Raw genomic sequence first — 24,798 nt, 5'->3', positions numbered from 1 at the left:
TACCGCCCTTAGAGAACTGCTTTCGGGTAGGAACCCAGCACTTTGAGTGCTACTGCTTCCTGACTGATCTTTTCCAGCACACCTTTGATCAGCGGATCGCGATGGTGGCCGACGAAGTCGATGAAGAACACGTAGGTCCATTTACCGCTGCGCGACGGACGGGTCTCGATGCGCGTCAGGTCGATTCCATTGTCGTGGAACGGCACCAGCAGCTCGTGGAGCGCGCCGGGTTTGTTGCTCATGGAGACGATGATCGAGGTCTTGTCGTCGCCGGTCGGCGGCACTTCCTGGCTGCCGATCATCAGGAATCGCGTGGAGTTGTCCGGACGATCCTCGATTTTTTCGGCCAGACGAGTCAACCCGTACAGACCGGCGGCCATGTCGCCGGCAATCGCCGCCGAGTTCCACTCACCCTTGACCCGCTTGGCCGCTTCGGCGTTGCTCGAAACCGCCACGCGCTCGACATTCGGGTAATGGGCGTCCAGCCACTTGCGGCACTGGGCCAGGGACTGGGCGTGGGAATAGATGCGGCTGATGCTGTCGGTCTTGGTGTTTTCACCCACCAACAGGTGATGGTGAATACGCAGCTCGACTTCGCCACAGATCACCATGTCGTGTTCGAGGAAGCTGTCGAGGGTGTGGTTGACCGCGCCTTCGGTGGAGTTTTCCACCGGAACCACGCCAAAGTTCACCGCACCGGCTGCCACTTCACGGAACACTTCGTCGATCGCCGCCATCGGCTTGCTGATCACCGCGTGGCCGAAGTGCTTCATGGCCGCAGCCTGAGTGAAGGTGCCTTCAGGGCCGAGGTACGCCACTTTCAGCGGCTGCTCGAGGGCCAGGCACGAGGACATGATTTCGCGGAACAGCCGCGCCATTTCTTCGTTGCCCAGCGGCCCCTGGTTACGCTCCATCACACGCTTGAGCACCTGAGCTTCACGCTCGGGACGATAGAACACCGGCACTTCGCCTTCGGCCAGCGAGGCCATCTTTACTCGCGCAACTTCTTGGGCGCAGCGTGCGCGCTCACTGATCAGCTCCAGGACTTTTTCGTCCAGAGCATCAATGCGCAGGCGCAGTGCCTTGAGTTCTTGCTCAGACATTAACCGTGTTCCTTCTCGAACTCTGCCATGTACGAAACCAGCGCGTTGACCGCAACGATATCGACGGCGTTATAGATGGAGGCACGCATGCCGCCCACGGAACGGTGGCCCTTGAGGTTCAGCAGGCCGCGCTCGTCGGCACCGGCCAGGAACGGCTTGTCGAGACGATCGTCGGCCAGACGGAACGGCACGTTCATCCACGAGCGGTCCGACTTGTTGATCGGGTTGCTGTACATGCCGCTGGCGTCGATGAAGTCATACAGCGTGCGCTGCTTCACTTCATTGAGCTTGCCGATGGCTTCAACACCACCCTGCTCTTTCAGCCACTCGAACACCAGACCGGACAAGTACCAGGCCAGGGTTGGCGGGGTGTTGTACATCGAACCGTTATCGGCCGCGACCTTGTAGTTGAGCATGGTCGGGCAAATGGAACGGGCGTGACCCAGCAGGTCTTCGCGAACGATGTTCACGACGATGCCGCTCGGGCCGATGTTTTTCTGGGCGCCGGCGTAGATCATGCCGAAGCGCGAGACATCCACCGGACGCGAGAGAATGTCCGAGGACATGTCGGCAACCAGCGGTACATCACCGGTTTCCGGGATCCACTGGAATTCCAGGCCGCCAATGGTTTCGTTCGGTGCGTAGTGAACGTAGGCCGCATCTTTCGACAGGCTCCATTCGTTCTGACCGGGAATAGCGAAATAGTCGTAAGGCTTGGCGGTGGCGGCAACATTGACGTGGCCGTAGCGCGAGGCTTCTTCGATAGCTTTCTGCGACCAGATACCGGTGTCGATATAGTCGGCGGTGCCGCTTTCCGGCAACAGGTTCAGAGGAATCTGAGCAAATTGCTGGCTCGCGCCACCTTGCAGAAACAGCACTTTATAGTTCGAGGGGATATTCAGCAGATCACGCAGATCCTGCTCGGCCTTGGTGGCAATGGACACGAACTCATCACTGCGATGGCTCATTTCCATGACCGACAGACCCTTGCCGTGCCAATCAAGAAGTTCAGCCTGGGCGCGCTTCAGGACAGCTTCGGGAAGCGCCGCAGGACCGGCACAGAAGTTATAGGCTCTCTTGCTCACATCCAATCTCGCTCTGATTTGGTGGTATCACGCAATAAAAATCACGATATCAGTCAACACAACCCCTTGCTGGAGCAAGCTTTTGTGGGAGCTGGCTTGCCTGCGATTGCATCACCGCGGTGTGCAAGAAACACCGCAGCGCCTGCATCGCGGGCAAGCCCGGCTCCCACAAAAGCCCTTCCACACAGGATCTTCGTGGGTGTCGATATTTTCAACCGGGACAAACAACAAGGGGGCGAATCTTCATCCGCCCCCTGCTTGCCCGCTTACTCTTGCGGCTCTTCGTCAGCGGCGGCGTCGAGTTGCTGGTCTTCGGCAACGTCGTCGATCACGACCTCACCGTCGAACACTGCACCCTCTTCACCTTCAAGACCTTCGCCTTCCAGCTCCTCGCCTTCGACTTCCGACGGCTCCTGAACCCGCTCCAGGCCCACCAGTGTTTCATCGCTGGCCAGCTTGATCAGGGTCACGCCCTGGGTGTTACGACCCAGGCTGGACACTTCGTCGACACGGGTACGAACCAAAGTACCCTGGTCGGAAATCAGCATGATTTCCTCGCCGTCAAGCACCTGGACCGCGCCGACCAGACGGCCGTTACGGTCGTTGCTGACCATGGCGATAACGCCCTGACCGCCACGCTTGTACTCAGGGAACTCGGTGATCGCGGTGCGCTTGCCGAAACCACGCGCCGAAGCGGTGAGGATCTGGCTGCCTTCTTCCGGGATCAGCATGGAAATCAGCTTCTGGCCTTCCGGCAGACGCATACCGCGGACACCGCGAGCGGTACGGCCCATGGCGCGAACGTCGGTTTCCTTGAAGCGAGTGACCTTGCCGCCGTCGGAGAACAGCATGACTTCGCGCTCGCCATCGGTAATGGCGGCAGAGATCAGTACGTCACCTTCGTCCAGCTCCAGCGCGATCAGGCCAACGCTGCGTTGACGGCTGAAGGATTCCAGCGGGGTCTTCTTCACGGTGCCTTTAGCAGTGGCCATGAAGATGAAGTGACCTTCGGTGTATTCCTCGACCGGCAGCATGGTGGTGATGTATTCATCACTGTCCAGCGGCAGCAGGTTGACCAGCGGACGACCACGGGCAGCACGGGACGCTTCCGGAATTTCGTAGGTTTTCAGCCAGTACACTTTACCTTTGCTGGAGAACAGCAGCAGCGTGGTGTGGCTGTTGGCGACCAGCAGGTGAGCGATGTAGTCCTCATCCTTGACGCCGGTAGCCGATTTGCCTTTACCGCCACGACGCTGAGCCTGGTACGCAGCCAAAGGCTGGGTCTTGGCGTAGCCACCGTGGGAGATGGTCACGACGCGCTCTTCTTCCGGGATCATGTCGCCCAGGGTCAGGTCGAGACGGGCATCGAGAATCTCGGTGCGACGCACATCGCCGTACTCGGCGCGGATCACTTCCAGCTCTTCGCGGATCACTTCCATCAGGCGCGTGGCGCTGCTGAGGATGCGGATCAGCTCGCCGATCTGGTTGAGGATCTCTTGATATTCGGCCAGCAGCTTTTCGTGTTCCAGACCGGTCAGACGGTGCAGGCGCAGTTCCAGAATGGCTTGCGCCTGCTCTGGCGACAGGAAGTACTTGCCTTCACGCAGACCGTATTGCGGGTCCAGGGTCTCTGGACGGCAAGAATCGGCACCGGCACGTTCAACCATCGCGACCACGGCGGAAGATTCCCAGGCCGTGCTGATCAGCGCTTCCTTGGCTTCCGACGGTGTTGGGGAAGCCTTGATCAGGGCGATGACCGGGTCGATGTTCGACAGGGCAACCGCTTGACCTTCCAGAATATGACCACGTTCGCGCGCCTTACGCAGTTCGAACACGGTACGGCGGGTAACCACTTCGCGACGGTGACGAACGAACGCTTCCAGCAGGTCCTTGAGGTTCAGGATCCGCGGACGGCCGTCGATCAGCGCGACGATGTTGATACCGAACACCGCTTGCAGCTGGGTCTGGGCGTAGAGGTTGTTGAGGATCACCTCAGGCACTTCACCGCGACGCAATTCGATCACGACGCGCATACCGTCCTTGTCGGACTCGTCGCGCAGCTCGGTGATGCCCTCGAGCTTCTTCTCTTTTACCAGCTCGGCGATCTTCTCGATCAGACGGGCCTTGTTCAGCTGGTAAGGAAGTTCGGTGATGACGATCTGCTGACGACCACCGACCTTGTCGATGTCTTCGATCATCGAGCGGGCACGCATGTAAATGCGTCCGCGACCGGTGCGGTAGGCTTCGATGATGCCGGCGCGACCGTTGATGATCGCGGCGGTCGGGAAGTCCGGACCGGGGATGTATTGCATCAATTCATCGACGGTCAGTTCCGGGTTGTCGATGAGTGCCAGGCAACCGTCGATGACTTCACCGAGGTTGTGCGGCGGAATGTTGGTCGCCATGCCCACGGCGATACCGCTGGAACCGTTGACCAGCAGGTTGGGAATACGGGTCGGCATGACCGCCGGGATCATTTCGGTGCCGTCATAGTTCGGCACCCAGTCCACGGTTTCTTTGTGCAGGTCAGCCAGCAGCTCGTGCGCCAGCTTGGTCATGCGCACTTCGGTGTATCGCATGGCCGCGGCGTTGTCGCCGTCCACCGAACCGAAGTTGCCCTGACCGTCTACCAACAGGTAACGCAGCGAGAATGGCTGCGCCATCCGAACGATGGTGTCGTACACCGCGGTATCACCGTGAGGGTGATACTTACCGATCACGTCACCGACAACACGGGCAGATTTCTTGTACGGCTTGTTGAAGTCGTTGCCCAGCTCGCTCATCGCGAACAGCACACGCCGGTGCACGGGCTTCAAGCCATCGCGCGCATCCGGCAGTGCCCGCCCGACAATCACGCTCATTGCGTAGTCGAGGTAGGACTGCTTCAGCTCGTCTTCGATATTGACCGGGAGGATTTCTTTGGCCAGTTCGCCCATGAGAAGCCTGATTCCTTTTTCTGGTGAAACTTCGTCACATCCATATGGGACGAACGAAGCTCGCCGATGCAGACTGAGTGCCATGCACCGACTTACGACAAATCAACGAGTTATGCCATGGATCTGCGCAGTAAAGGCAGCCACATCAGGCTACCCTGGAAACCGCCGGATGTTATCACAAGAGCCGCCACGCACCTATCCCCCAGATGCGCATGGAGCATAGTTAGTTGACCGGTGACAGGCTTGAAGGGGACGAGAGGGGCTTAGAGCCGTGTTGAATGGAGAATTCAGGGCAGATTCGGCTTGCTTCATTGATTTTCAGGGCCTAATCGCGGGCAAGCCCGCTCCCACAGGGATCGCTGCCTGCCTAGTGATTTTCGGTTCGACACAGATTCCTGTGGGAGCGGGCTTGCCCGCGAAGGCGATTTATCAGGCGCCGGATACCTTTAATGCAACCGCTTACGGCACATCAACTGCGCCATTTTCGCGGTATCAGGCCGTTCGACGATGCCTTTTTCAGTAACGATCGCGTCGATCAAATCCGCAGGCGTCACATCGAACACCGGGTTGAACGCATCGACATCCGCCCCGACCCGCTTGCCGCCGACTTCCAGCAACTCGCGGCCGTCGCGCTCTTCGATGGGGATCTCGTCACCACTGGCCAGGTTCATGTCGATGGTCGAACTCGGCGCCACCACCATGAAACGCACGCCGTGGTGCATGGCGTTGACCGCCAGTTGGTAGGTGCCGATCTTGTTCGCCACATCACCATTGGCGGTGATGCGGTCGGCGCCGACGATCACCCAGGTCACACCTTTGGTTTTCATGATGTGCGCAGCGGCGGAATCGGCATTGAGGGTCACGGGAATGCCTTCATTGGCCAATTCCCATGCGGTCAATCGCGAACCTTGCAACCATGGCCGGGTTTCGTCGGCGTAAACGCGCTCGACCATGCCTTCGATGAAAGCCCCGCGAATCACCCCCAGCGCCGTACCAAAGCCGCCGGTGGCCAGTGCGCCGGTGTTGCAGTGCGTGAGGATCGCCTGGGCGTTGCCCTGATGCTTGCGGATCAGATCGACACCCAGTTGGGCCATGGTCAGGTTGGCTTCGCGATCACTTTCATGGATGGCGATGGCTTCGACTTCCAGCGCAGCCAGAGGGTCTGCGTCTTCCTTGAGGCGGTCCAGGCGGTCACGCATGCGACTCAAGGCCCAGAACAGATTAACCGCTGTTGGACGGGAATCGGCCAGTAACGCGTAATCCTCTTCCCACGCTGCCTGCCAGTCACCGCCCTCGGCAATTCGGGCGCGGGCTGACAGCACCATGGCATACGCCGCGCTGATGCCAATGGCCGGCGCGCCGCGCACCACCATCGAGCGAATGGCCTCAGCCACTCCCGCAGCGCTGGTGTAGGCGATCCAGGTTTCCTCGAATGGCAAAATACGCTGATCCAGCAGATACAGGGCGCCATCACGCCAATCGATGGCCTTCACCTTCTCCGCAGCCAACAGTCGATCGCGCATCCACATACCCCGCACTCATGAACAAAAGCCGCCGATTATAGCGATCCCCCCGCGAAGACGCTCGGGTATACTTCGCCATCCTTTACAAAAGCACTGGAACCGACTTTCGATGCCGACCCCCACCGCTGCGCTCGACCTGTTATTGCTGCCGACCTGGCTGGTACCCGTCGAACCGGCTGGCGTGGTCCTTAAAGAGCATGCCTTGGGCATCCGCGACGGTCGCATCGTATTTATCGGCCCGCGCGCAGCAGCCTTGAAGTTTAACGCAACCGAAGTCCGCGAATTGCCGGACATGTTGCTCGCCCCCGGCCTGATCAATGCCCACGGGCATGCGGCAATGACGCTGTTCCGCGGGCTGGCCGACGATCTGCCGCTGATGACCTGGCTGGAAAGCCACATCTGGCCGGCCGAAGCCAAGTGGGTCGACGAGGCTTTCGTACGCGACGGCACTGACCTGGCCATTGCCGAGCAGATCAAAGGCGGCATCACCTGTTTCTCCGACATGTATTTCTTCCCGAAGGTTGCCAGCGAACGCGTCCATAACAGCGGCATTCGCGCCCAGATCGCCATTCCGATCCTCGATTTCCCGATTCCAGGCGCCGGCTCGGCGGATGAAGCCATTCGTCAGGGTGTTGAATTATTTGGCGATCTCAAGCATCACGAGCGAATCAAAATCACCTTTGGACCCCATGCACCCTACACCGTGGGCGACGAAACCCTGGAAAAAATCCGGGTGATCGCTGAAGAACTGGACGCCTCGATTCATATGCACGTCCATGAAACCGCTTTCGAAGTGCAGCAGTCGGTCGAGCAGTGCGGCGAACGCCCGCTGGCCCGCCTCGGCCGCCTGGGCCTGCTCGGGCCGCGCCTGCAGGCCGTTCACATGACCCAGATCAGCGATGAAGACCTGGTGCTGCTGGTAGAAAGTAACACCCATGTGATTCATTGCCCGGAGTCGAACCTGAAGCTGGCCAGCGGTTTCTGCCCGGTCGAGCGCTTGTGGCAGGCCGGGGTCAATGTGGCGGTCGGCACCGATGGCGCGGCCAGCAATAGTGACCTCGACCTGCTCGGCGAAACCCGCACCGCTGCGTTGCTGGCGAAGGCCGTCGCCGGCTCCGCCACGGCGCTGGATGCCCATCGCGCGCTGCGCATGGCCACGCTCAATGGCGCTCGCGCGCTGGGAATCGAAGCTGAGACGGGTTCGCTGGAAGTCGGCAAAGCGGCGGACATCGTCGCGTTCGACCTGTCGGGCCTGGCACAGCAGCCGGTCTACGACCCGGTTTCGCAACTGATCTATGCCACTGGCCGCGACTGCGTGAAACACCTTTGGGTCGCTGGCAAGCAACTGCTCGACGACCGTCGCCTGACCCGCCTGGATGAGGCGCAGCTGTGTGCCACTGCCAAGGCCTGGGGCAGGCGCATCAGCGGCCACACCGAATCGTAAGCACCCTGGACCAAAACCGGGGCAACAGGATTTTTCAAGTTTTAGAGGACTGACACCATGAGCAACGTCGACTACGCCGAAATCGCCAAATTCGAAGCCCTGGCCCATCGCTGGTGGGACCGCGAAAGCGAGTTCAAACCGCTGCACGACATCAACCCGCTGCGGGTCAACTGGATCGACGAGCGCGTCCATCTGGCCGGCAAGAAAGTCCTCGACGTCGGTTGCGGCGGCGGCATCCTCAGCGAAGCCATGGCTCAACGCGGCGCGACCGTGACGGGTATCGACATGGGCGAAGCGCCGCTGGCCGTCGCTCAACTGCATCAGCTGGAATCCGGTGTGAGCGTCGAGTACCGGCAGATCACCGCCGAAGCCCTGGCTGAAGAAATGCCCGAGCAGTTCGACGTAGTTACTTGCCTGGAAATGCTTGAACACGTGCCGGATCCGTCGTCGGTGATCCGCGCCTGTTTCAAAATGGTCAAACCGGGCGGCCAGGTGTTCTTCTCCACCATCAACCGCAACCCGAAGGCCTATCTGTTCGCCATCGTCGGCGCCGAATACATCATGAAGTTGCTGCCGCGCGGCACCCACGACTTCAAGAAATTCATCCGCCCCTCGGAGCTTGGCGCCTGGAGCCGCATGGCTGGCCTGACCGTCAAGGACATCATCGGCCTGACCTACAATCCACTGACCAAGCACTACAAACTGGCGGCGGATGTCGACGTCAACTACATGATCCAGACCCTGCGCGAGGAGTAAGCCGATGCGTATCAGAGCAGTCCTTTTCGACATGGACGGCACCCTGCTCGACACCGCGCCGGATTTCATCGCCATCTGCCAGGCGATGCGCGCGGATCGTGGTTTGCCGCCGATGAATGACAAACACATCCGTGACGAGATCTCCGGCGGCGCCAAAGCGATGGTCGCGGTGACTTTCTCGATGGACCCGGAATCGCCGGGTTTCGAGGAGCTGCGCCTGGAGTTTCTGGAGCGCTACGTCAAAGGTTGCGCGGTTCACAGCAAGCTCTTCGACGGCATGGGCGAATTGCTGGCCGACATCGAGAAGGCCAACCTGATCTGGGGCGTCGTCACCAACAAACCGCTGCGTTTCGCCGAGCCGATCATGCAACAACTGGGGCTGGCCGAGCGTTCGGCGCTGCTGATCTGCCCGGATCATGTGAAGAACAGCAAACCGGATCCGGAGCCGTTGATCCTGGCGTGCAAGATGCTCGACCTGGACCCGGCCAGTGTGCTGTTTGTCGGCGATGACCTGCGCGATATCGAATCCGGCCGCGATGCCGGCACCAAAACGGCTGCCGTGACCTATGGCTATATTCATCCGGACGATAACCCGCGGCATTGGGGCGCGGATGTGGTGGTCGATCATCCGCTGGAGTTGCGTCAGGTGCTTGATAGCGCCCTTTGTGGCTGCTGAGAACCGGTTTCAAGCTCCGGGGATGTGGCGTGAATGATGACGCCTTCGCGGGCAAGCCCGCTCCCACAAGGACTGAGAGTGTTCACACATTCTTTGCCCAACAACGGGATCCTGTGGGAGCGGGCTTGCCCGCGATTGGCCGCGCCGCGATCTGTCTTCTGTTTTTGTGAGGTTTTTTATGTTTGATTATTCCGCCCGCCCTGAATTGCTCAAGGATCGGGTCATCCTGGTCACCGGCGCTGGCCGTGGCATCGGCGCTGCTGCTGCAAAAACCTACGCCGCCCACGGCGCCACCGTGCTGTTGCTGGGCAAGACCGAAGCCAACCTGACTCAGGTCTACGACGAGATCGAAGCAGCCGGGCATCCACAACCGGTTGTGATCCCGTTCAATCTGGAAACCGCCCTGCCCCATCAGTACGATGAACTGGCGGCAATGATCGAAACCGAGTTCGGCCACCTCGATGGCTTGCTGCACAACGCGTCGATCATCGGTCCCCGGACACCGATCGAGCAGTTGTCCGGCGAGAACTTCATGCGCGTCATGCACGTCAACGTCAACGCCATGTTCATGCTCACCAGCACCCTGCTGCCACTGCTCAAGCTGTCTCAGGACGCCTCAGTGGTGTTCACTTCCAGCAGCGTCGGCCGCAAGGGTCGTGCGTACTGGGGCGCTTACGGCGTTTCCAAATTTGCTACCGAAGGCTTGATGCAAACCCTGGCCGACGAAGTAGATACAGTGGCACCGGTGCGTTCCAACAGCATCAACCCCGGCGCTACCCGCACCAGCATGCGCGCTCAGGCCTACCCCGGTGAAAACCCGCTGAACAACCCGACACCCGAGGAGATCATGCCGGTCTACCTTTACCTGATGGGTCCGGACAGTACCGGTATCAATGGCCAGGCATTCAACGCTCAGTAATGCCCGTGCGTCGCTTTTCTGCCGCGACGGCTTCCCGCCGCGGCACTCAAACCCTGTGGTAACCACCCTGCTTCAAGTCAAATAAATGTCATAACCCTGCGCAATTTCTCGCGTACAACCTTCCAGTATTTTGATTTTTAAAGCTTTTTATTCGACTGAACCGAATGGCACGACTTTCGCTCTAATTTTGTTCAGACACGCCGTGTGAAAGCAGAAGAAGCGGAGCTTCGGCCGAGAGGTTACTAATCTTCGGCAAAGCGGATTAAACTCGTGCCACATGTCCTACGGGACTGATGGACCAGTATGACGCGCAGCCCAAAGCCGCTCTCACCCAGCCTGTAAGACAGCCTTACTGCTTAGGGGCTCACGCCATATGAAATCACCTTCCCAGACCAACGCAATTGACTTCGACAGTGCCAAATTGCAACGCCTGGGCTTTGGTCAGCAGCCTCCCCTCCTGGAGCGGCCCGTCAGTCTTGCGCAGTTGCGCCAAGCGCTGGGCCTGCAACTGCAAACCAGTCTTGAGCCGCAACGCATTCTCGGACTTTTCTTCCGTGAAATTCAGCGCCTTGTGCCGCTGGATGCCTTGAATTATGAACATCAGCCCAGCGACTTGCGCCTGCAATTCGGCGCACGGGGTCATCATTCAATCAGCTACAGCCTTAGCCATGAAGGCGAGCAATTGGGTGAGCTGGTGTTCCGTCGCAATCAGCGTTTCAGCGAACAGGAACAGGGCAACCTGGAGTCATTGCTATCGACCCTGCTCTTCCCCATGCGAAACGCCCTGCTCTACCGAGCAGCGACCCAAAGTGCATTGCGTGATCCGTTGACCGATACCGGCAACCGCATCGCCATGGATCAGACGCTGGAACGGGAAATCGAGATGTCGCGGCGACACTCGCAGCCCCTGTCGCTGCTGATGCTGGACATCGATCACTTCAAACACATCAACGACACCTATGGGCACAGTGCCGGCGATGAAGTACTGAAGGCCGTCGCAGCCTCGATCAAAAACCAGTTGCGCAACGTCGACATGGTGTTCCGGTTTGGTGGCGAAGAATTCATGATTCTGCTTTCCAACACCAGTCGGGAAGCTGCAGCCATGGTCGGTGAACGACTGCGGTTTGCGGCGCAGGCTCAGGACTATGAGGCCGAGGGCAAGATGATCGATCTGACGGTCAGCATCGGTTGCTCGACGCTGCTGCCCGGCGAGTCTGCCGAAAGTTTGTTGCGACGGGCCGACAGTGCGCTGTATGTGGCCAAGCGCGAGGGGCGTAACCGCCTGGCGATGGCGGGCTGATATTTCAGCAACGCTGCATAATCCATGTGGGAGCGGGCTTGTGCCACACAAGCCCGCTTGTGTCTTGCGCAGGACTTAGACTGAAGATGAGAGCGGTGAGTGGCAAGCTGAACGCCCGGAGTGCTAGCAGCACGTGTGGGAGCCCATGCTGCCATTCACCTCTCCACTCTGGTTATTGAGCCCGAACAGTTGAACGAGCCGACCTCGAACATTACAAGCGTGGAGCCCAACCAGAGCGCTCTCATTTATGAGTGTAAGAGGGTTTAGCCATGTTTTCCTGCGCAGGCATTGATGTTTCCAAAGACAGTCTGGAAGTCTGGATTAATTCGCAAGGCATTGGTGCGAGTTTTCCGAACAGCGCCAGTGGTTTCCCGGTGCTGATTGATTGGTTAAAAGGCTTCGAAGTCACCCGCGTGTTACTGGAAGCCACCGGTGGCTACGAGCGGGGGCCCATGAAGGTGCTTCAAAGGGGCGGCTTTGACGTCTTACGAATCAATCCTCGTCGGGCGAAAGATTTTGCCAAGGCAATGGGTTATCGCGCTAAAACAGACGCGATAGATGCGCGGCTTCTCGCCGAATTTGCAACGATTATAAAGGACGCCGATAGCCGTATCACCAGCGCCGAACAGGACAATTTGCGTGCGCTGGTACAGCAACGCGAAAACTTTGTTCAGCAGCAAAGTGACGACAGGCGGCGTATCAAAACGGCTTCTGTCGACTCGATAAAACCCTTGTTGCAAAGCCATATCGACTATTTAGATCAGGCAATAAAGTCGATAGAACAGCTGATCTGCCAAAGCGCCAAAGACCTGGACAGTGAAAAAATTGCCCGCTTGCGCTCGGTTAAGGGACTAGGGCTCGTGACCGCAGCCAGCATCATGGCCTACCTGCCTGAGCTGGGAGAGGTTGGACGGCACGAGATCGCAGCACTGGCAGGGATCGCCCCTTACAACGACGACAGCGGCAACCACGAAGGGCCTCGTCATATAAGCGGTGGCCGATTTGCCGTGCGACGTGCGATGTACATGGCCAGTTGGGCTGTGATTTTGCGACAACCCGAGTTCAAAGCCCGATATGACGCGCTTCGCCTGAGAGGTAAATGCGCGAAAGTGGCGCTGATCGCCTGCATGCGGGTGTTGTTGATAAGGCTGAACGCGATGATCCGTGACCAAACTGAGTGGAGAGAGCAGGCAGCCTAAACAGACTGCTTGCTCATTTGGGAAATCACATGGTTTGAGACTGTGGAAGTTCGGCTGCCCTTTGATCAAACTTCAAAATAAAAGACATCAAGACAGTTGCTCCCACATTTGGTTTGTGTTGCTTTCAGGGGATCAGCTTTCGGCCAACGCCATCCGCTCACGGGCAACCGGAGTTTTCACTGCCAGTTCCAACTGCATGCAACGTTCCAGGAACAGGTACATGTAGTCGTAACTTTTGCAGACAGCCTGGCGCAATTCCACTTGCAGCGCTTTGCTCGGGTTCATGCCCGCCAGGGTGCAGATGATCTCCAGCGCTTCCCATGGATGGGCATCGTCATACTGGGCATGCATCTTCAACCACTTCATGGCCCGCTTGCGATCTTCCTCGGGGAACGCTGCCGCATAGACACCATTGGAGCAAACCAGGGCCGACCACTCCCCCGTCGCCCCTTCGATGGCGTAGTTGGTGGCGGCGATGGCCACGATCAGCGAATCCGACGAACTGGTGTGCCAGCACCAGTGGCTCAAGGCGTGAAGCTCAGGGGCCACCTGTTGGGCTTGCAGATCTTCCAGGCTGATACCGTGAGCACGACTCCAATGCACCCAGTAATCGGCATGGTTCAATTCGACGCGAATGTTACGCATCAGCCAGCGACGCGCCATGTCTTCGCCAGGGTGGCGTGCAAAACGGGTCTTTGTCAGGTTCTGTGCCATGTATAAAGCGAACTGTTCGACCACCGGCCAGCCACCAATAAGGTACTGGCGCATGGTTTTAGCGCTGAGTTTGTTATCTCGCATGCGTTGATACAGTTCGTGTCCGACAACCCGGCGCTTGCTCTCGTTGCAATCCTGGATCAGTTGCTGAGCCCAGGCGGGGTAACTTGCAGCTTCCATGAGTGGTCCGATTCTGTTGAATGTCTCGATCACTGTCGCGCTCCTTTTGATTGTGATTTTCAGATCAGCAAGAGTTTCAACGGAACGTGCCGGGCGCCTTGAACAACAAAGGTCGGGGCCGGGCAGGACGACTTTGCAAACTATCCCAGGTAAACAGATGCGGGCGTTCAATCACATACCCTTGAGCGTAATCCACCCCGATCTCCAGCAATGCCTGCTCGATCTGAGGTGTTTCAACGAACTCGGCAATCGTGCGCTTACCCATGACATGACCGATGTGATTGATCACTTCGACCATGGCGCGGTTAATCGGGTCGTCCAGCATATCCTTTACGAAACTCCCGTCGATCTTCAGGAAGTCTACAGGTAAATGTTTCAAGTAAGCGAATGAAGACATACCGGCGCAAAAGTCATCTAGCGAAAAACGACAACCTAAACCTTTGAGTTCATTGATAAATCTAATTGCACTGCCCAGGTTTGCAATCGCACTGGTTTCTGTAATTTCAAAACAAATCATTTCAGGTGGAATTGAATATGCAACAAACTGTTCACGAAGGAAGTCCAGAAACGCCTCATCTCCGATAGTAATACCTGACAGATTTATCGCACACATGGCCAACGGCCCTTCGCGCTCTTCAACGATGCACTGGGCAATCACCTTGAAAACGTTTTCCACCACCCAACGGTCAATCGACGTCATCAAACCGTAACGCTCGGCGGCGGGAATGAAACTGTCCGGCAGAATCATGCGCCCCGCTTCGTCATGCAGGCGCAGCAGGATTTCAATATGCCCGCCACCCTGCTCGTCAGGACCAAGGGGCGCGATTTCCTGGGCGTACAGGCAGAAGCGGTCTTCTTCCAACGCCACGTGCAGGCGCTGCACCCACGCCATCTCGCCAAAGCGCAAGGACAGCTCCGTGTCGTCGGCGTGATAGACCTGAACCCGGTTGCGGCCCTTTTCCTTGGCCATATAACAAGCCATGTCAGCGGCACGCAGCGAAGCTTCGAGGGTGGCCGGACTCTGGGCTACATGCACCAGCCCGATGCTCACGGTGGTCACAAACGGCCGGCCTTTCCAGACAAAATGCAGGTTCTGCACCGTCTGGCGCAGGCTTTCGGCGATTTTCTCGGCCGCTTCCGGCGCGCAGTTTTCCAACAGAATGCCGAACTCGTCGCCACCCAACCGGGCCAGGGTGTCGCCTTCGCGCAAACCTGATTGCAACAACGCACAGATATGCCGCAACAGCTCGTCGCCCGCCGCATGACCGCAGGTGTCGTTAACCAGTTTGAATTGATCCAGGTCGAGGAACATCAAGGCGTGACGCCCCGCCTGGCGCGTCAGGTAATGCAGGGCCTGTTCGAGGCGATATTCGAATTCGCGGCGGTTGGCCAACCCGGTCAGGGCGTCATGGGTCGCCTGCCAGGACAGATTGGCGATGTACTGCCGCTCCTGAGTCATGTCGTGCAGCACCAGCACGGTGCCACTGACCTTGCCCACGTTGCGGATCGGCGCGCCGACCAGAGTGACCGAAACCGTGCTGCCATCCAGACGCTGGATCAGTTTGGAATGCTCGCTGCCACCGCCGAGCTGACCGCTCAAAATGTGCTCGATCAAAGTAAAACCATCGGTCTGGGCGTTCTCGTCCAACAGATTGAACAGTGCTGCCAATGGCAACCCCGCCGCCTGTTCGGCCTTCCAGTGAGTCAAGGCCTCGGCGGCCGGATTCATATAGGCGATCGCCCCCTCGACGTCCGTGGTGATCACCCCATCGCCAATCGATTGCAGAGTGATCTGTGCCCGGTCTTTCTCCAACTGCAAGGCATCGGCGAAGGCATGGCGCTGCTTGAGCAGTTTTTGAGTGCGCAGCAGCGCCAACACAATCAAACCCAGCGCAGTGGCAAGGTTCGTCACCAACAGCAGCCGCAGAATTACCCGCGAGCCTTCGCCCAAGGCATCACTGAATGCTTTGGCGGCTGGCGTCACGCCATCATTGATGGCAAAAATCTGGTCTTTCCAGCGTTTTACGTCGGCATCGGTGGCCTGGCTTTCAGTAAAGCGCTGATGCATCTCCCGGGCGACGTCATCGAGTTGCCCCAGATACCCGTCACCGACCGCCCAGAGTTCGATGGCTTTTTCAAGGTAGCTGAAGTGCCGGAAATTGAGGTACAGCCAAATCACGCTGGAGACGTCGTCCGGGTGGTTGCCGCCCTTGAGGATCGCGGTTCGCGCCGCCTCGATATTGGGCGGCTGATGATCCAGCGCCAGGCGCAATTCATGGCCACCCTGAGGCACCGCAATCGCGTTCTGGTATTTGAGAAAAATCGTTTCGTCACGACTGTCGGCGTAGAGATTGAGGTAATAGATGGCGTCTTTCTGGCCCTTGGACCACAGGCTCTCACCGCCTACGTAGCCGCGAACCGCTGCAAGAACGTAAAGACTGACGCCTCCCAACAGAGCCTGAAATAACACGACGGCGATAAAAGGCCAGACGATGCCCAACAGCCGAGGGGTTGCGCGAGTCCTTTTTTGCTTCATGAGATCCCTTGCATAGGCGCTGGCGATCAGCATCCAGACCGACCACTCACGCAAGACTAGGAGCCGCAGCAGTTCCTCGCAAGAGGTAGAGGATTCTTTGGCGCAACCCACCCTTGAATACCTAAGGCAGATAGTTACAACGCTCCCGGACGCCATACATATCTACCACCACTGATTTTTCTGGACTGATTTGATATGGGCCTCCTCAGACTTGCACTTTATCCAGGCGCGCAGAGGACCGCTCATTAATTACCAGAGATCATCAACATGCCATCAATACCAGTTTCCCCCACCCCCTCAGCGGATTCGTCACAAAGCCAATCGCCCTCTCATGCGCAAAAACATCAAGGCCTACTGGACGACTACGATTTTTTGCTATCGCTCATGCGAAACAATGAAACACCGCTGGCCAAGCTTGCCGACATGCAGATCACACCCCGATCTTTTTCTCCCATGGCCCTGGAAAATGAAATCGGGCAGCGTTGGCTGCAGGCACTGATTCAAGACAAGGACTATCGGACACTGTGCACAACACTGAACGCGTCATACAGCTATTTGACGGTCACTATGAAAGATGGGCAGGCCATCTATGAATCACGCGCACAGAACAGGGAAACAACCGTCCCGCTTGAACTGAACAAGCAACCCGTATTGAGCGACTTGCTTGCGAAAATCGAAAAAGCCGCTCGAATGCTAGGTGGACAGATTCGCTTCGACAACCTCTTCACTCTTGCAAGAATGACCCTGTTTTACGGTATTGCGCCCTGGGATCCGCAAAACTCCGAACAACGCGAAGCCGCGATTCATGCATTGGAGGACAAGCGCGCTCGCCACTCAATGGAGCTTGGAAACGGAATAGACATCGACGAGTTGAGCCGCGCACCAACCTCAAAAGAGCGCAAAGCTTATAACTTCTTGAAAAAAACACACTCGTCGTTGCCGATCACGATTGACGAATGGGTCCGCGCAATCACCCACACACAGATCATCAACACGGTACGTCAATTCCTGCCTGCACCGGGAACACCGTTGGTGAGGTACCTTGGCGATACCGATCCTGACAACCTGACGACAATGCAAATCCGTGCGAGACCTTCGGTATACCTGGAAAAAATCCTGGTATCGGCCAAAGCTCAGGAACTGGCAAACAAGCTATTGCAAGCCCTGGGCTGGTTCGGCGGCAAGCCCGGTGAAGATACTGCTCCGGGGATACGAATCAAGTTGCTGGTCAAAGCCCTTCGCCTCTGGCTCGCGTCTCCTAATAACGAAAATCCAGACGGTATAGCCGGCTACCTTTGGCAAAAGCCATCCAACTGGGGGAAAAGCTACCAGGAGATCCAGACCGAGTTCGAGTCGCATTTACTCACTTCAAAACGCGCCTCATCAGTGAATGAAGCTGTTTTGATTGCATGCCTTTATCAACCGCTGTTTCCAGCAGAATTTCAGATCCGCGATATCCCACCCAAACTGCCCTACCGCAGCTCTACCGTTTGGGTAAACTTTGTCCATGGTGTCTATCTTGCCAACGCTATTAACCCGATGTTGTTGCGAAGACTGAGTTTCCAGCAACTGGTCGATCTACCTATCGAACACGCCAGTGAAGCCACGGCTGAAGATCTGAAACTGATCACCCTTACAAGATTGAAACCGACGTTGGAGTGGGCAGTCACAAACGGCCTGGTTCCCTACAAGGCCGACGCAAACTACACAATGCAGGAAGTGGAAGAGGCTACGAAAAAGCTTGATTCCACGGTCCACAGTTTAAAAAGCACTGTCAGCTGGCTCGATCTCCGTCCACCCGAGAGACTGAACATTGCCAAACTTAAAATGGCAAAACTGTTCGGGGACGGCCGCTTCGTGATGGACGGCAGGAAACTCGTCGAAGAGGCCAGCTCTTATACCGCTCCCGCTATACGGTTTAGCGGCCCCGTAGGCAGGCTCGCACCTAATGCATATACGTTTCTTGATGTCTATGCATCCGGAAAGCTCTCCGGAGAAAAAAAATGGCTCATCACTGAGCCAGACGGCAAAGTCGTAACCGATGCCTGGGTCAGAATCGATGACGATCGTACGGTGCAGACTAATCTGGATTGGTCCGGCTTTACCTCAAACCCTCATGAAAACAGAACACTGCCAGATATTGAGAAGGCGTTCAAAACTCACTTCAATATCTACCTTGATTTCACCAGAAGTGCCTATCGGACGTTAATCACCCACCAGCTCGCCTCCCTTCCCTTGGCTGATCGCCAAGCCTTGGAATGTGGCGCGGTGAAGGTATACACCCTAAGAAAAGCAACCACGGGGATTGAGGCAGAGAATGAATCCGAAAATAAAACGTTACCCCTTCGGGCGCGCAATGGCTTCATTTTAGAAGCGACCTGCGATGGCAGAACTTACTACTACGAACTCCTGCCACGGGCGGGTGTGATTCGTCGTCGACCGGATATTCAACCACACCATATCGGGGGAAGAAGTACGCTGGAAAAATGGAAAATCGGCAAGGGTTCGTCTGTTAGCGTGACTGTTCTACGCCACAAAACCCTGCCTTTCGATTGGGATGCGCACGTAAAAGGAACCCCTCCTGGCACCAACGCAGAATGCCAGGCCATCATGGATCAGCTTGGCAGCACGCTTGGCGAATCAGGTAAGAGGGAGGACTACGACGTCATCCCTCAAACATTAGAATCGGCGACCACCTTTACAATTACTAATTTCATATCGAGCAACCTGCTCTTTATTGACGAAAAAAAACTTTACGACAGTTGCTATGGTGAAACCCGGTTTGACCGTGAAGACGCCAGGCGTGACAAAGTAATTGAAGTGGCCAAGATGTTTGTGCCCTTCTGGGGTAGCGTCGACGACCTGATATCAGGAGATCGTGATCGGTTGGCTCGTGGCGTGTTTGGCATATTCGCTGATCTGGTTTCATTCGCGCTTCCCGTAGGGAAATTCGCATCAGGGTCGCTGAAGCTAATCACCACGGCAGGTAAAGTGAGTATTAGCACCACGCTCCCCTCCTTCGCAAAACTCACGGGTACGCTACTTATTTCAACCCTGAACCCGCTCGATGGCGTCCCGTCCTTGTTAAAAGCAGGAGGCCGAAGCGTATTCAGACTCAGTAAAAGAGGTTACTTAAACCTGAAGGCATGGGCCGGTAGAGCAGGACAATACGACTTTGTACAAGGTATGCCACAAGTGACTGATCCAGGCCGATGGCGTCCTCTGGCGTCAAATGACCAACTGACAGTATTGCGGGGAGTCGAAGATGTGCCTGTACGCAACACCGGTTTGATCGGGAAATCGGCGTATCACCTTATCGACCCTGTGTCGGGTAAGCCTTACGGGCCACGACTGAGTGAAAGCGCTGGAGAAGTTTCGATTGGCCGTTCCAGTTACACCAGCCTTGCAGAGACGAACACTGACATCCTGTTTGATCTGCCGGAGCACGTCCACCTGCACAAGATACTTGAAGTGGATGGGCGCACCACCCTACTCATCGACAAGATTCCCTATCGACTCGACCAAGTAGCATTGCGCCGTGTCGATGTTATTGATGCCAGCAATACACTGAAGGCTCAACCCTGTCGTGTGCGGCGCGGCCTTGGAGATCCGGTCTGCCGTAATAGCTTCGTTCATAGAGAGTTGGCGCCCACACCGGAACAAGGCAGTTACGACCCCAGCCCGTACTACTGCGAGTGGTTCGGCGACAAGATCTATACACCTGCACCGGTCAAACCAGGTCGTTCTGTACCCGTATTGGCGCTGGACGGCCAACTCTATACAGGGTCGGGCTCAGTATTAAATTTTTACAGAGGCGCAAAATCTGTATTTGGTGTCGGTAAAAAACTGTCTTTAAACGCACGTATCCAAGTGACTATCGAGTTTCATAAGGGGATATTTGGACGATTCAAAATCAGGGGATTGTATGAGGGGCTTGATGACGACATGCGACAAGTCGGCGGACTGATCATCGAATCGAAAATTGATGCAAAAAAAGAGTATTTATTCACCCAGCTCAGCGCTGCGGACTATTACTACGCCGAAATCGTTAAAGGGCAGAGTCTCATCGGCTCACATAGGTTACAGCGCATTCCCGCCCATCAACTACTGGAGGATCCGCTATATCAAGAGCTCTTCACCGTATTTACCGGATCGTTACAAGCCAACAATATGGCTAGAATCCACGGAGTGGAAAAAGTGGATATAGCAGTCCGCTCTCTGGACGAACTTTCCATCGCCCTTGGCACGCCGACCACCCCGTTTGATAATTTGAAGAAAGTTAAAGTTTCCACTACCCCGGGTGAGGCAGTCATGTTCGATCACAAAACACGCATGATCGTCTGCCAGTTCCCCGAATCGACGAAAACCTGGACGCGCAGTAAGGAAGCCCCAACGGCACTACGTACCAGAACCGCAGAAATCTTCAACACGTTGTTTGACAAGCCACTCTACAAAGCGGATGAACTGAGCGACTTGAGAATATCCAATACGATGAAGGAGCTTCAATCCATTGTAAAAAAACACAAAAGCATGGATCGCCCCCGAAACATTGCCTATGCAGAAATAACGCCTCGTCCGGGAAATACCGAGGTTTATGTCAGCGTCTCTGGTGGCGGAGGTGACACCCGATTCTTACCACTCTTTGCAAAGCATCCCAACGCCAAAGAGGTAAAGGTGGGTGACACCACCTACTTCAATATCGACTATCGCACCACCTTCCCAAGGACATCCCTCGGCACAGAGGTCCAGGGACAATTGCAATCCATACCTCGCACCATAGACAACATGGCGACTTACACACCGGAGTTGACCCTCAGACCTACCTCTCTGGATAGCGAAAGCAAGCTGATCAAGGTGATACGAGATAAATATCCGGATGACGCCACTCGCAGTAACGTCATAGTGGCCACCACCATGGCGCCTTGCGACTCCTGCTCGGTGGTGATGCAACAGTTTGCTCATACGGGTGGAAAAGATGCACTTAAGGTCATCTGGGACTAATCCGGCACACCACTTACCACCGCTGTAAATGCCCATAAAGCTTTGCATACAACCCACCATCAGCAATCAATTGCTGATGGTCGCCATCCTCGGCAACTTGCCCACCATCGAACACCAGCACCCGGTCAGCCTGCTTCACGGCCGACAACCGATGCGCAATGATCAGCGTGGTGCGGTTGCTCAAGAACCGCGCCAATGCCTGGTGCAGGTTGTATTCGGTGGCCGCGTCCAGGGCGGACGTGGCCTCGTCGAGGATTACCACCTTGGGTTCGGCCAACACCATCCGCGCAATCGCCAGGCGTTGACGCTGCCCGCCGGATAAACGCACACCGGATCGCCCGACAATGCTGTCCAGGCCATTGGGCAATTCACGCACCGTGTTGTGCAACTGAGCAATTTCCAACGCCTGCCAGCAGGCCTCGTCGCTGCGTTCACGGCCCATGGTCAGGTTGGCGCGCACGGTGTCGTTGAACAGTGCTGGATGCTGCAAGACCACGGCGACATTTTCACGCACGGTTTCCAGACCGATCTCTTCCTGAGTCGAACCACCGAAACGGATGGTGCCGGCCAGCGGCGTGTACAAGCCCAGCAGCAACTGCACCAGGGTGCTTTTACCGCCACCGCTGGCGCCGACAATCGCGACTTTTTCACCGGGGGCAATCGACAGGTTCATTTGGTTCAGCACCAACTCGTCGCCGTAGCCGAAACTCAGTCCCTGAACTTCGATGCCCACCGTGTCGCGCCCTTGAAACGGGTCGACACTGCCGGTGTATTGCGGCTCGTCTGCACGGGCCAGCAGTTCGTTGATCCGCGACAGCGCACCGCCGGCAGCGTAAAAGGCGTACTGCAGGTTGAGCAGTTGTTCCACCGGACCGATCATGAACCACAGGTAGCTGAACACCGCCAACATCTGGCCGATGGACAGGTCGGAAAACAGCACGGTGAGCATGGCCGCGGCACGGAAAATATCGATGCCGAACTGGAACAGCAAGCCGCTGGCACGGTTCGATGCATCGGTTTTCCATTGCGAGTTCACCGAGTAATCGCGCACTTCACGCGCTCGCTGGCCAAGCCGCCCGAGGAAAAAGCCCTGACGATTACCGGCGCGCACTTCCTGGATGGCATCCAGGGTTTCGGTCAAGGCCTGAGTGAAGCGCGAGGTGCTGTCGTTCTCGAGTTTCTTCAGGTGTTTGACCCGCTTGCCCAACTGCACCGTGGCATAAATCACCAGCGGGTTGAACAACAGAATAAGCAGCGCGAGTTTCCAGTGCATCCACATCAGGATGGAGGCGGTGCCCACCAGCGTCAGCATGGCCACGAGGAAACGACTGAGGGTTTCGCCGACGAATTTGTCCAGCGTGTCCAGGTCGGTGACCAGGTGCGTAGTGACCGTGCCGCTGCCCAGGCTTTCGTATTCCCCCAGTGAGATGCACTTGAGTCGCTCGATCAACCGAACCCGAATCCGATACACGATGTCTTTGGCCAGCGCTGCAAATAACTTCGCCTGCACCACATTGAACAACAACGCAGCACAGCGTAGCGCCAGAGTCACCAGCAGCATCAGGCCAATGTAACCCGCGGCTTTTTGCCAGACGTCGGGCAGCGCGTGGTTCATGATTTTCAGCGCGGCGTCGCCGTGGCCCAGTAGCACTTCGTCGACCAGCAACGGCAACAGCAAGGGGATCGGCACGCTACACAGCGTTGCCAATACCGCGACGCCGTTGGCGATCCACAAGGATTTTTTATGGTGAAGGGCCAGGCGACGGATTTCCGCCCAGCTCAGACGGTCGACACGTGCAGGGGCTGGAACGTCGTCGGGCAGGTCATGCACAGGCAGCGCGCTCCAGCCAGCGGCCGAGCAACGGTGACAACACACTCAAAGGCTGATAACCATTGGTCAGCAACGCCAATTGACCATCACGCTCCGCCAGCAAGGTCGGGAAACCGGCAATGCCCAGGTCCTGGACCCAGGTGAAATCGGCAGCGGTCGCCGCGTGCTGATCGGCACGGTCGAAAGCGGCGGCGAACTCGATACGCGGCAAACCGGCCTGCTCTGCCAGCTCCACCAACACGCTGGCGTGGGTGACGTCGCGACCTTCGGCGTAGAACGCATGCTGGATCAACCCGAGCAGTTTCCAGGCGCAATCCGGTGCCAGGCTGCGCGCCGTCACCAGCGCCCGACAGGCAGGCTCGGTGTCGTAGACAAACCCGTCGGGCAGCGCGCCTTCAAACTTGAACGGTTGGCCGGTGGCCTCGTGCACCGCTTGCCAGTGCTCAAGAATGTAGCGCCGGGTGGTCGGCTCCAGCGCTGAGCCGCTGCCGGTACGCAAACCGCCGACGACCAGATGCACGTCCACCCCCGCTGCCTGCGCCTGCTCGACCAGCGCGTTGGCCACTGGTGCAAAACCCCAGCACCAGGAACACATCGGATCCATCACATAGAGCAGGCGACATGCAGACATGGTTCAAGCCTCGGAAGGAGTTTGCTTGTAGTTGTAACCGATCGGGTGCGGCATGTTGCGCGCCTTGGCCAGTTCGATCTGCTTCTGCCGGTCGATGGCACTGCGACGGGTTTTCTCGCTCAGCTTATCCCAGCAATGCGGGCAACTGATGCCGGCCACGTAATGCTCGGATGCGCGGTCTTCCACACTGACGGGCGTACGACAGGCATGACATTGATCGTAGTCGCCTTCGCTGAGGTCGTGACGCACGGTCACGCGGTTATCGAACACGAAGCAGTCGCCCTGCCATTTGGTTTCTTCCTGCGGCACCTCTTCGAGGTACTTCAGAATGCCGCCCTTGAGGTGATAAACCTCATCGAAACCCTGGCTGAGCATGTAGCTCGAAGCCTTCTCGCAGCGAATGCCGCCGGTGCAGAACATCGCGACTTTCTTGTGCACGGCCGGGTCGAAATTGGCTTTGATGTAGTCGGGGAATTCGCGAAAACTGGTGGTCTTCGGATCGATGGCGCCTTCGAAGGTCCCGATCGAGACTTCATAGTCGTTACGGGTGTCGATCAGCAGCACTTCAGGATCGCTGATCAGCGCGTTCCAGTTCTGCGGATCCACATAAGTGCCGACACTTTTATTCGGGTCCACGCCTTCGACGCCGAGGGTGACGATTTCTTTCTTGAGTTTGACTTTGGTGCGGTAGAACGGCTGCTCGTCGCAGTACGACTCTTTGTGGTCGATGTCGTCCATGCGCGGGTCGTTCTTGAGCCAGGCCATCAGCCCGTCAATGCCTTCGCGGCTGCCAGACACAGTGCCGTTGATGCCTTCTTCGGCGATCAGCAGCGTGCCTTTGATGCCGTTGTCGACCATTGCTTGCAGCAGCGGCTCGCGCAGGGCGACGTAATCTTCCAGGGTGACGAACTTATACAGTGCCGCCACGACAATCTGTTGTGTCATGGGTAATTCTCCAGGTGGC

At 57.2% G+C, this 24,798-nt stretch carries 16 protein-coding genes; 7 read left to right on the top strand and 9 right to left on the bottom strand.

Annotated features, from left to right (window positions below):
• Positions 1-8: 8 nt before the first annotated feature.
• The 4 genes from pheA to mtnA all read right to left on the bottom strand — a co-directional run bounded on the left by pheA (position 9) and on the right by mtnA (position 6,647).
• Complete coding sequence (pheA, locus tag PSH88_RS08530; protein ID WP_030128742.1) at positions 9-1,103, bottom strand: prephenate dehydratase; 1,095 nt, start codon at positions 1,101-1,103, stop codon at positions 9-11.
• On the bottom strand, positions 1,103-2,188 hold the full coding sequence (gene serC / locus PSH88_RS08525; protein WP_305483511.1) for a 3-phosphoserine/phosphohydroxythreonine transaminase: 1,086 nt from the start codon (positions 2,186-2,188) through the stop codon (positions 1,103-1,105). Before serC ends, pheA begins: the two co-directional genes overlap by 1 nt.
• Before the next feature lie 266 nt (positions 2,189-2,454).
• Positions 2,455-5,124 (bottom strand): DNA gyrase subunit A, encoded by a 2,670-nt coding sequence (gene gyrA, locus PSH88_RS08520; RefSeq protein ID WP_008005952.1) that lies wholly within the window; start codon positions 5,122-5,124, stop codon positions 2,455-2,457.
• A gap of 446 nt (positions 5,125-5,570) precedes the next feature.
• The gene (gene mtnA, locus PSH88_RS08515) at positions 5,571-6,647 is read right to left on the bottom strand and encodes an S-methyl-5-thioribose-1-phosphate isomerase (RefSeq protein ID WP_305425801.1); all 1,077 of its coding nucleotides are present in this window, start codon (positions 6,645-6,647) and stop codon (positions 5,571-5,573) included.
• Between the two features lie 109 nt (positions 6,648-6,756).
• Here mtnA and PSH88_RS08510 point away from each other — a divergent pair, with 109 nt between their 5' ends.
• From PSH88_RS08510 to PSH88_RS08485, 6 genes are all read left to right on the top strand, one after another.
• On the top strand, positions 6,757-8,091 hold the full coding sequence (locus tag PSH88_RS08510) for a TRZ/ATZ family hydrolase (protein WP_305425800.1): 1,335 nt from the start codon (positions 6,757-6,759) through the stop codon (positions 8,089-8,091).
• Positions 8,092-8,148: 57 nt separating this feature from the next.
• Complete coding sequence (gene ubiG / locus PSH88_RS08505) at positions 8,149-8,847, top strand: bifunctional 2-polyprenyl-6-hydroxyphenol methylase/3-demethylubiquinol 3-O-methyltransferase UbiG (RefSeq protein WP_305425799.1); 699 nt, start codon at positions 8,149-8,151, stop codon at positions 8,845-8,847.
• 4 nt (positions 8,848-8,851) lie between these two features.
• Positions 8,852-9,523 (top strand): N-acetylmuramic acid 6-phosphate phosphatase MupP, encoded by a 672-nt coding sequence (gene mupP / locus PSH88_RS08500; protein WP_305425798.1) that lies wholly within the window; start codon positions 8,852-8,854, stop codon positions 9,521-9,523.
• 178 nt (positions 9,524-9,701) lie between these two features.
• Positions 9,702-10,442: a YciK family oxidoreductase gene (locus PSH88_RS08495; protein WP_223483726.1), complete on the top strand. Its 741-nt coding sequence runs from the start codon at positions 9,702-9,704 to the stop codon at positions 10,440-10,442.
• 373 nt (positions 10,443-10,815) lie between these two features.
• On the top strand, positions 10,816-11,742 hold the full coding sequence (locus PSH88_RS08490; protein WP_305425797.1) for a GGDEF domain-containing protein: 927 nt from the start codon (positions 10,816-10,818) through the stop codon (positions 11,740-11,742).
• 269 nt (positions 11,743-12,011) lie between these two features.
• Positions 12,012-12,941 carry a transposase gene (locus PSH88_RS08485; RefSeq protein ID WP_305421584.1) on the top strand — a complete coding sequence of 310 codons (930 nt, stop codon included), beginning with the start codon at positions 12,012-12,014 and terminating at the stop codon, positions 12,939-12,941.
• Positions 12,942-13,073: 132 nt separating this feature from the next.
• On the opposite strand, the gene PSH88_RS08480 is transcribed toward PSH88_RS08485, so the two are convergent.
• Both PSH88_RS08480 and PSH88_RS08475 read right to left on the bottom strand, forming a co-directional pair.
• Entirely contained in the window at positions 13,074-13,868 is a 795-nt protein-coding gene (locus PSH88_RS08480) for an iron-containing redox enzyme family protein (protein WP_305425796.1), read from the bottom strand.
• A gap of 43 nt (positions 13,869-13,911) precedes the next feature.
• Positions 13,912-16,371, bottom strand: coding sequence for an EAL domain-containing protein (locus PSH88_RS08475; RefSeq protein WP_305425794.1), 2,460 nt, complete (start codon positions 16,369-16,371; stop codon positions 13,912-13,914).
• A 267-nt stretch (positions 16,372-16,638) separates the two neighbouring features.
• Here PSH88_RS08475 and PSH88_RS08470 point away from each other — a divergent pair, with 267 nt between their 5' ends.
• A complete protein-coding gene (locus tag PSH88_RS08470) occupies positions 16,639-21,372 on the top strand; it encodes a hypothetical protein (RefSeq protein WP_305483510.1) in 4,734 nt (1,577 codons plus the stop codon).
• A gap of 13 nt (positions 21,373-21,385) precedes the next feature.
• Here the strand turns inward: PSH88_RS08470 and PSH88_RS08465 are convergent, their stop codons facing one another.
• The 3 genes from PSH88_RS08465 to trhO are packed head-to-tail and all read right to left on the bottom strand — an operon-like array spanning position 21,386 to position 24,779.
• Complete coding sequence (locus tag PSH88_RS08465) at positions 21,386-23,203, bottom strand: ABC transporter ATP-binding protein (RefSeq protein WP_305425790.1); 1,818 nt, start codon at positions 23,201-23,203, stop codon at positions 21,386-21,388.
• Positions 23,196-23,798: a DsbA family protein gene (locus PSH88_RS08460; protein ID WP_187326510.1), complete on the bottom strand. Its 603-nt coding sequence runs from the start codon at positions 23,796-23,798 to the stop codon at positions 23,196-23,198. The genes PSH88_RS08465 and PSH88_RS08460 overlap by 8 nt, the downstream gene beginning before the upstream one ends.
• A gap of 39 nt (positions 23,799-23,837) precedes the next feature.
• Positions 23,838-24,779, bottom strand: coding sequence for an oxygen-dependent tRNA uridine(34) hydroxylase TrhO (trhO, locus tag PSH88_RS08455; protein WP_305425788.1), 942 nt, complete (start codon positions 24,777-24,779; stop codon positions 23,838-23,840).
• Between the last annotated feature and the right edge of the window lie 19 nt (positions 24,780-24,798).

It is taken from the genome of Pseudomonas wuhanensis (assembly GCF_030687395.1).
Taxonomy (GTDB): domain Bacteria; phylum Pseudomonadota; class Gammaproteobacteria; order Pseudomonadales; family Pseudomonadaceae; genus Aquipseudomonas; species Aquipseudomonas wuhanensis.
Note: the sequence above shows the minus strand (reverse complement) of the source record. Positions and strands in the feature narration are given on the sequence as shown.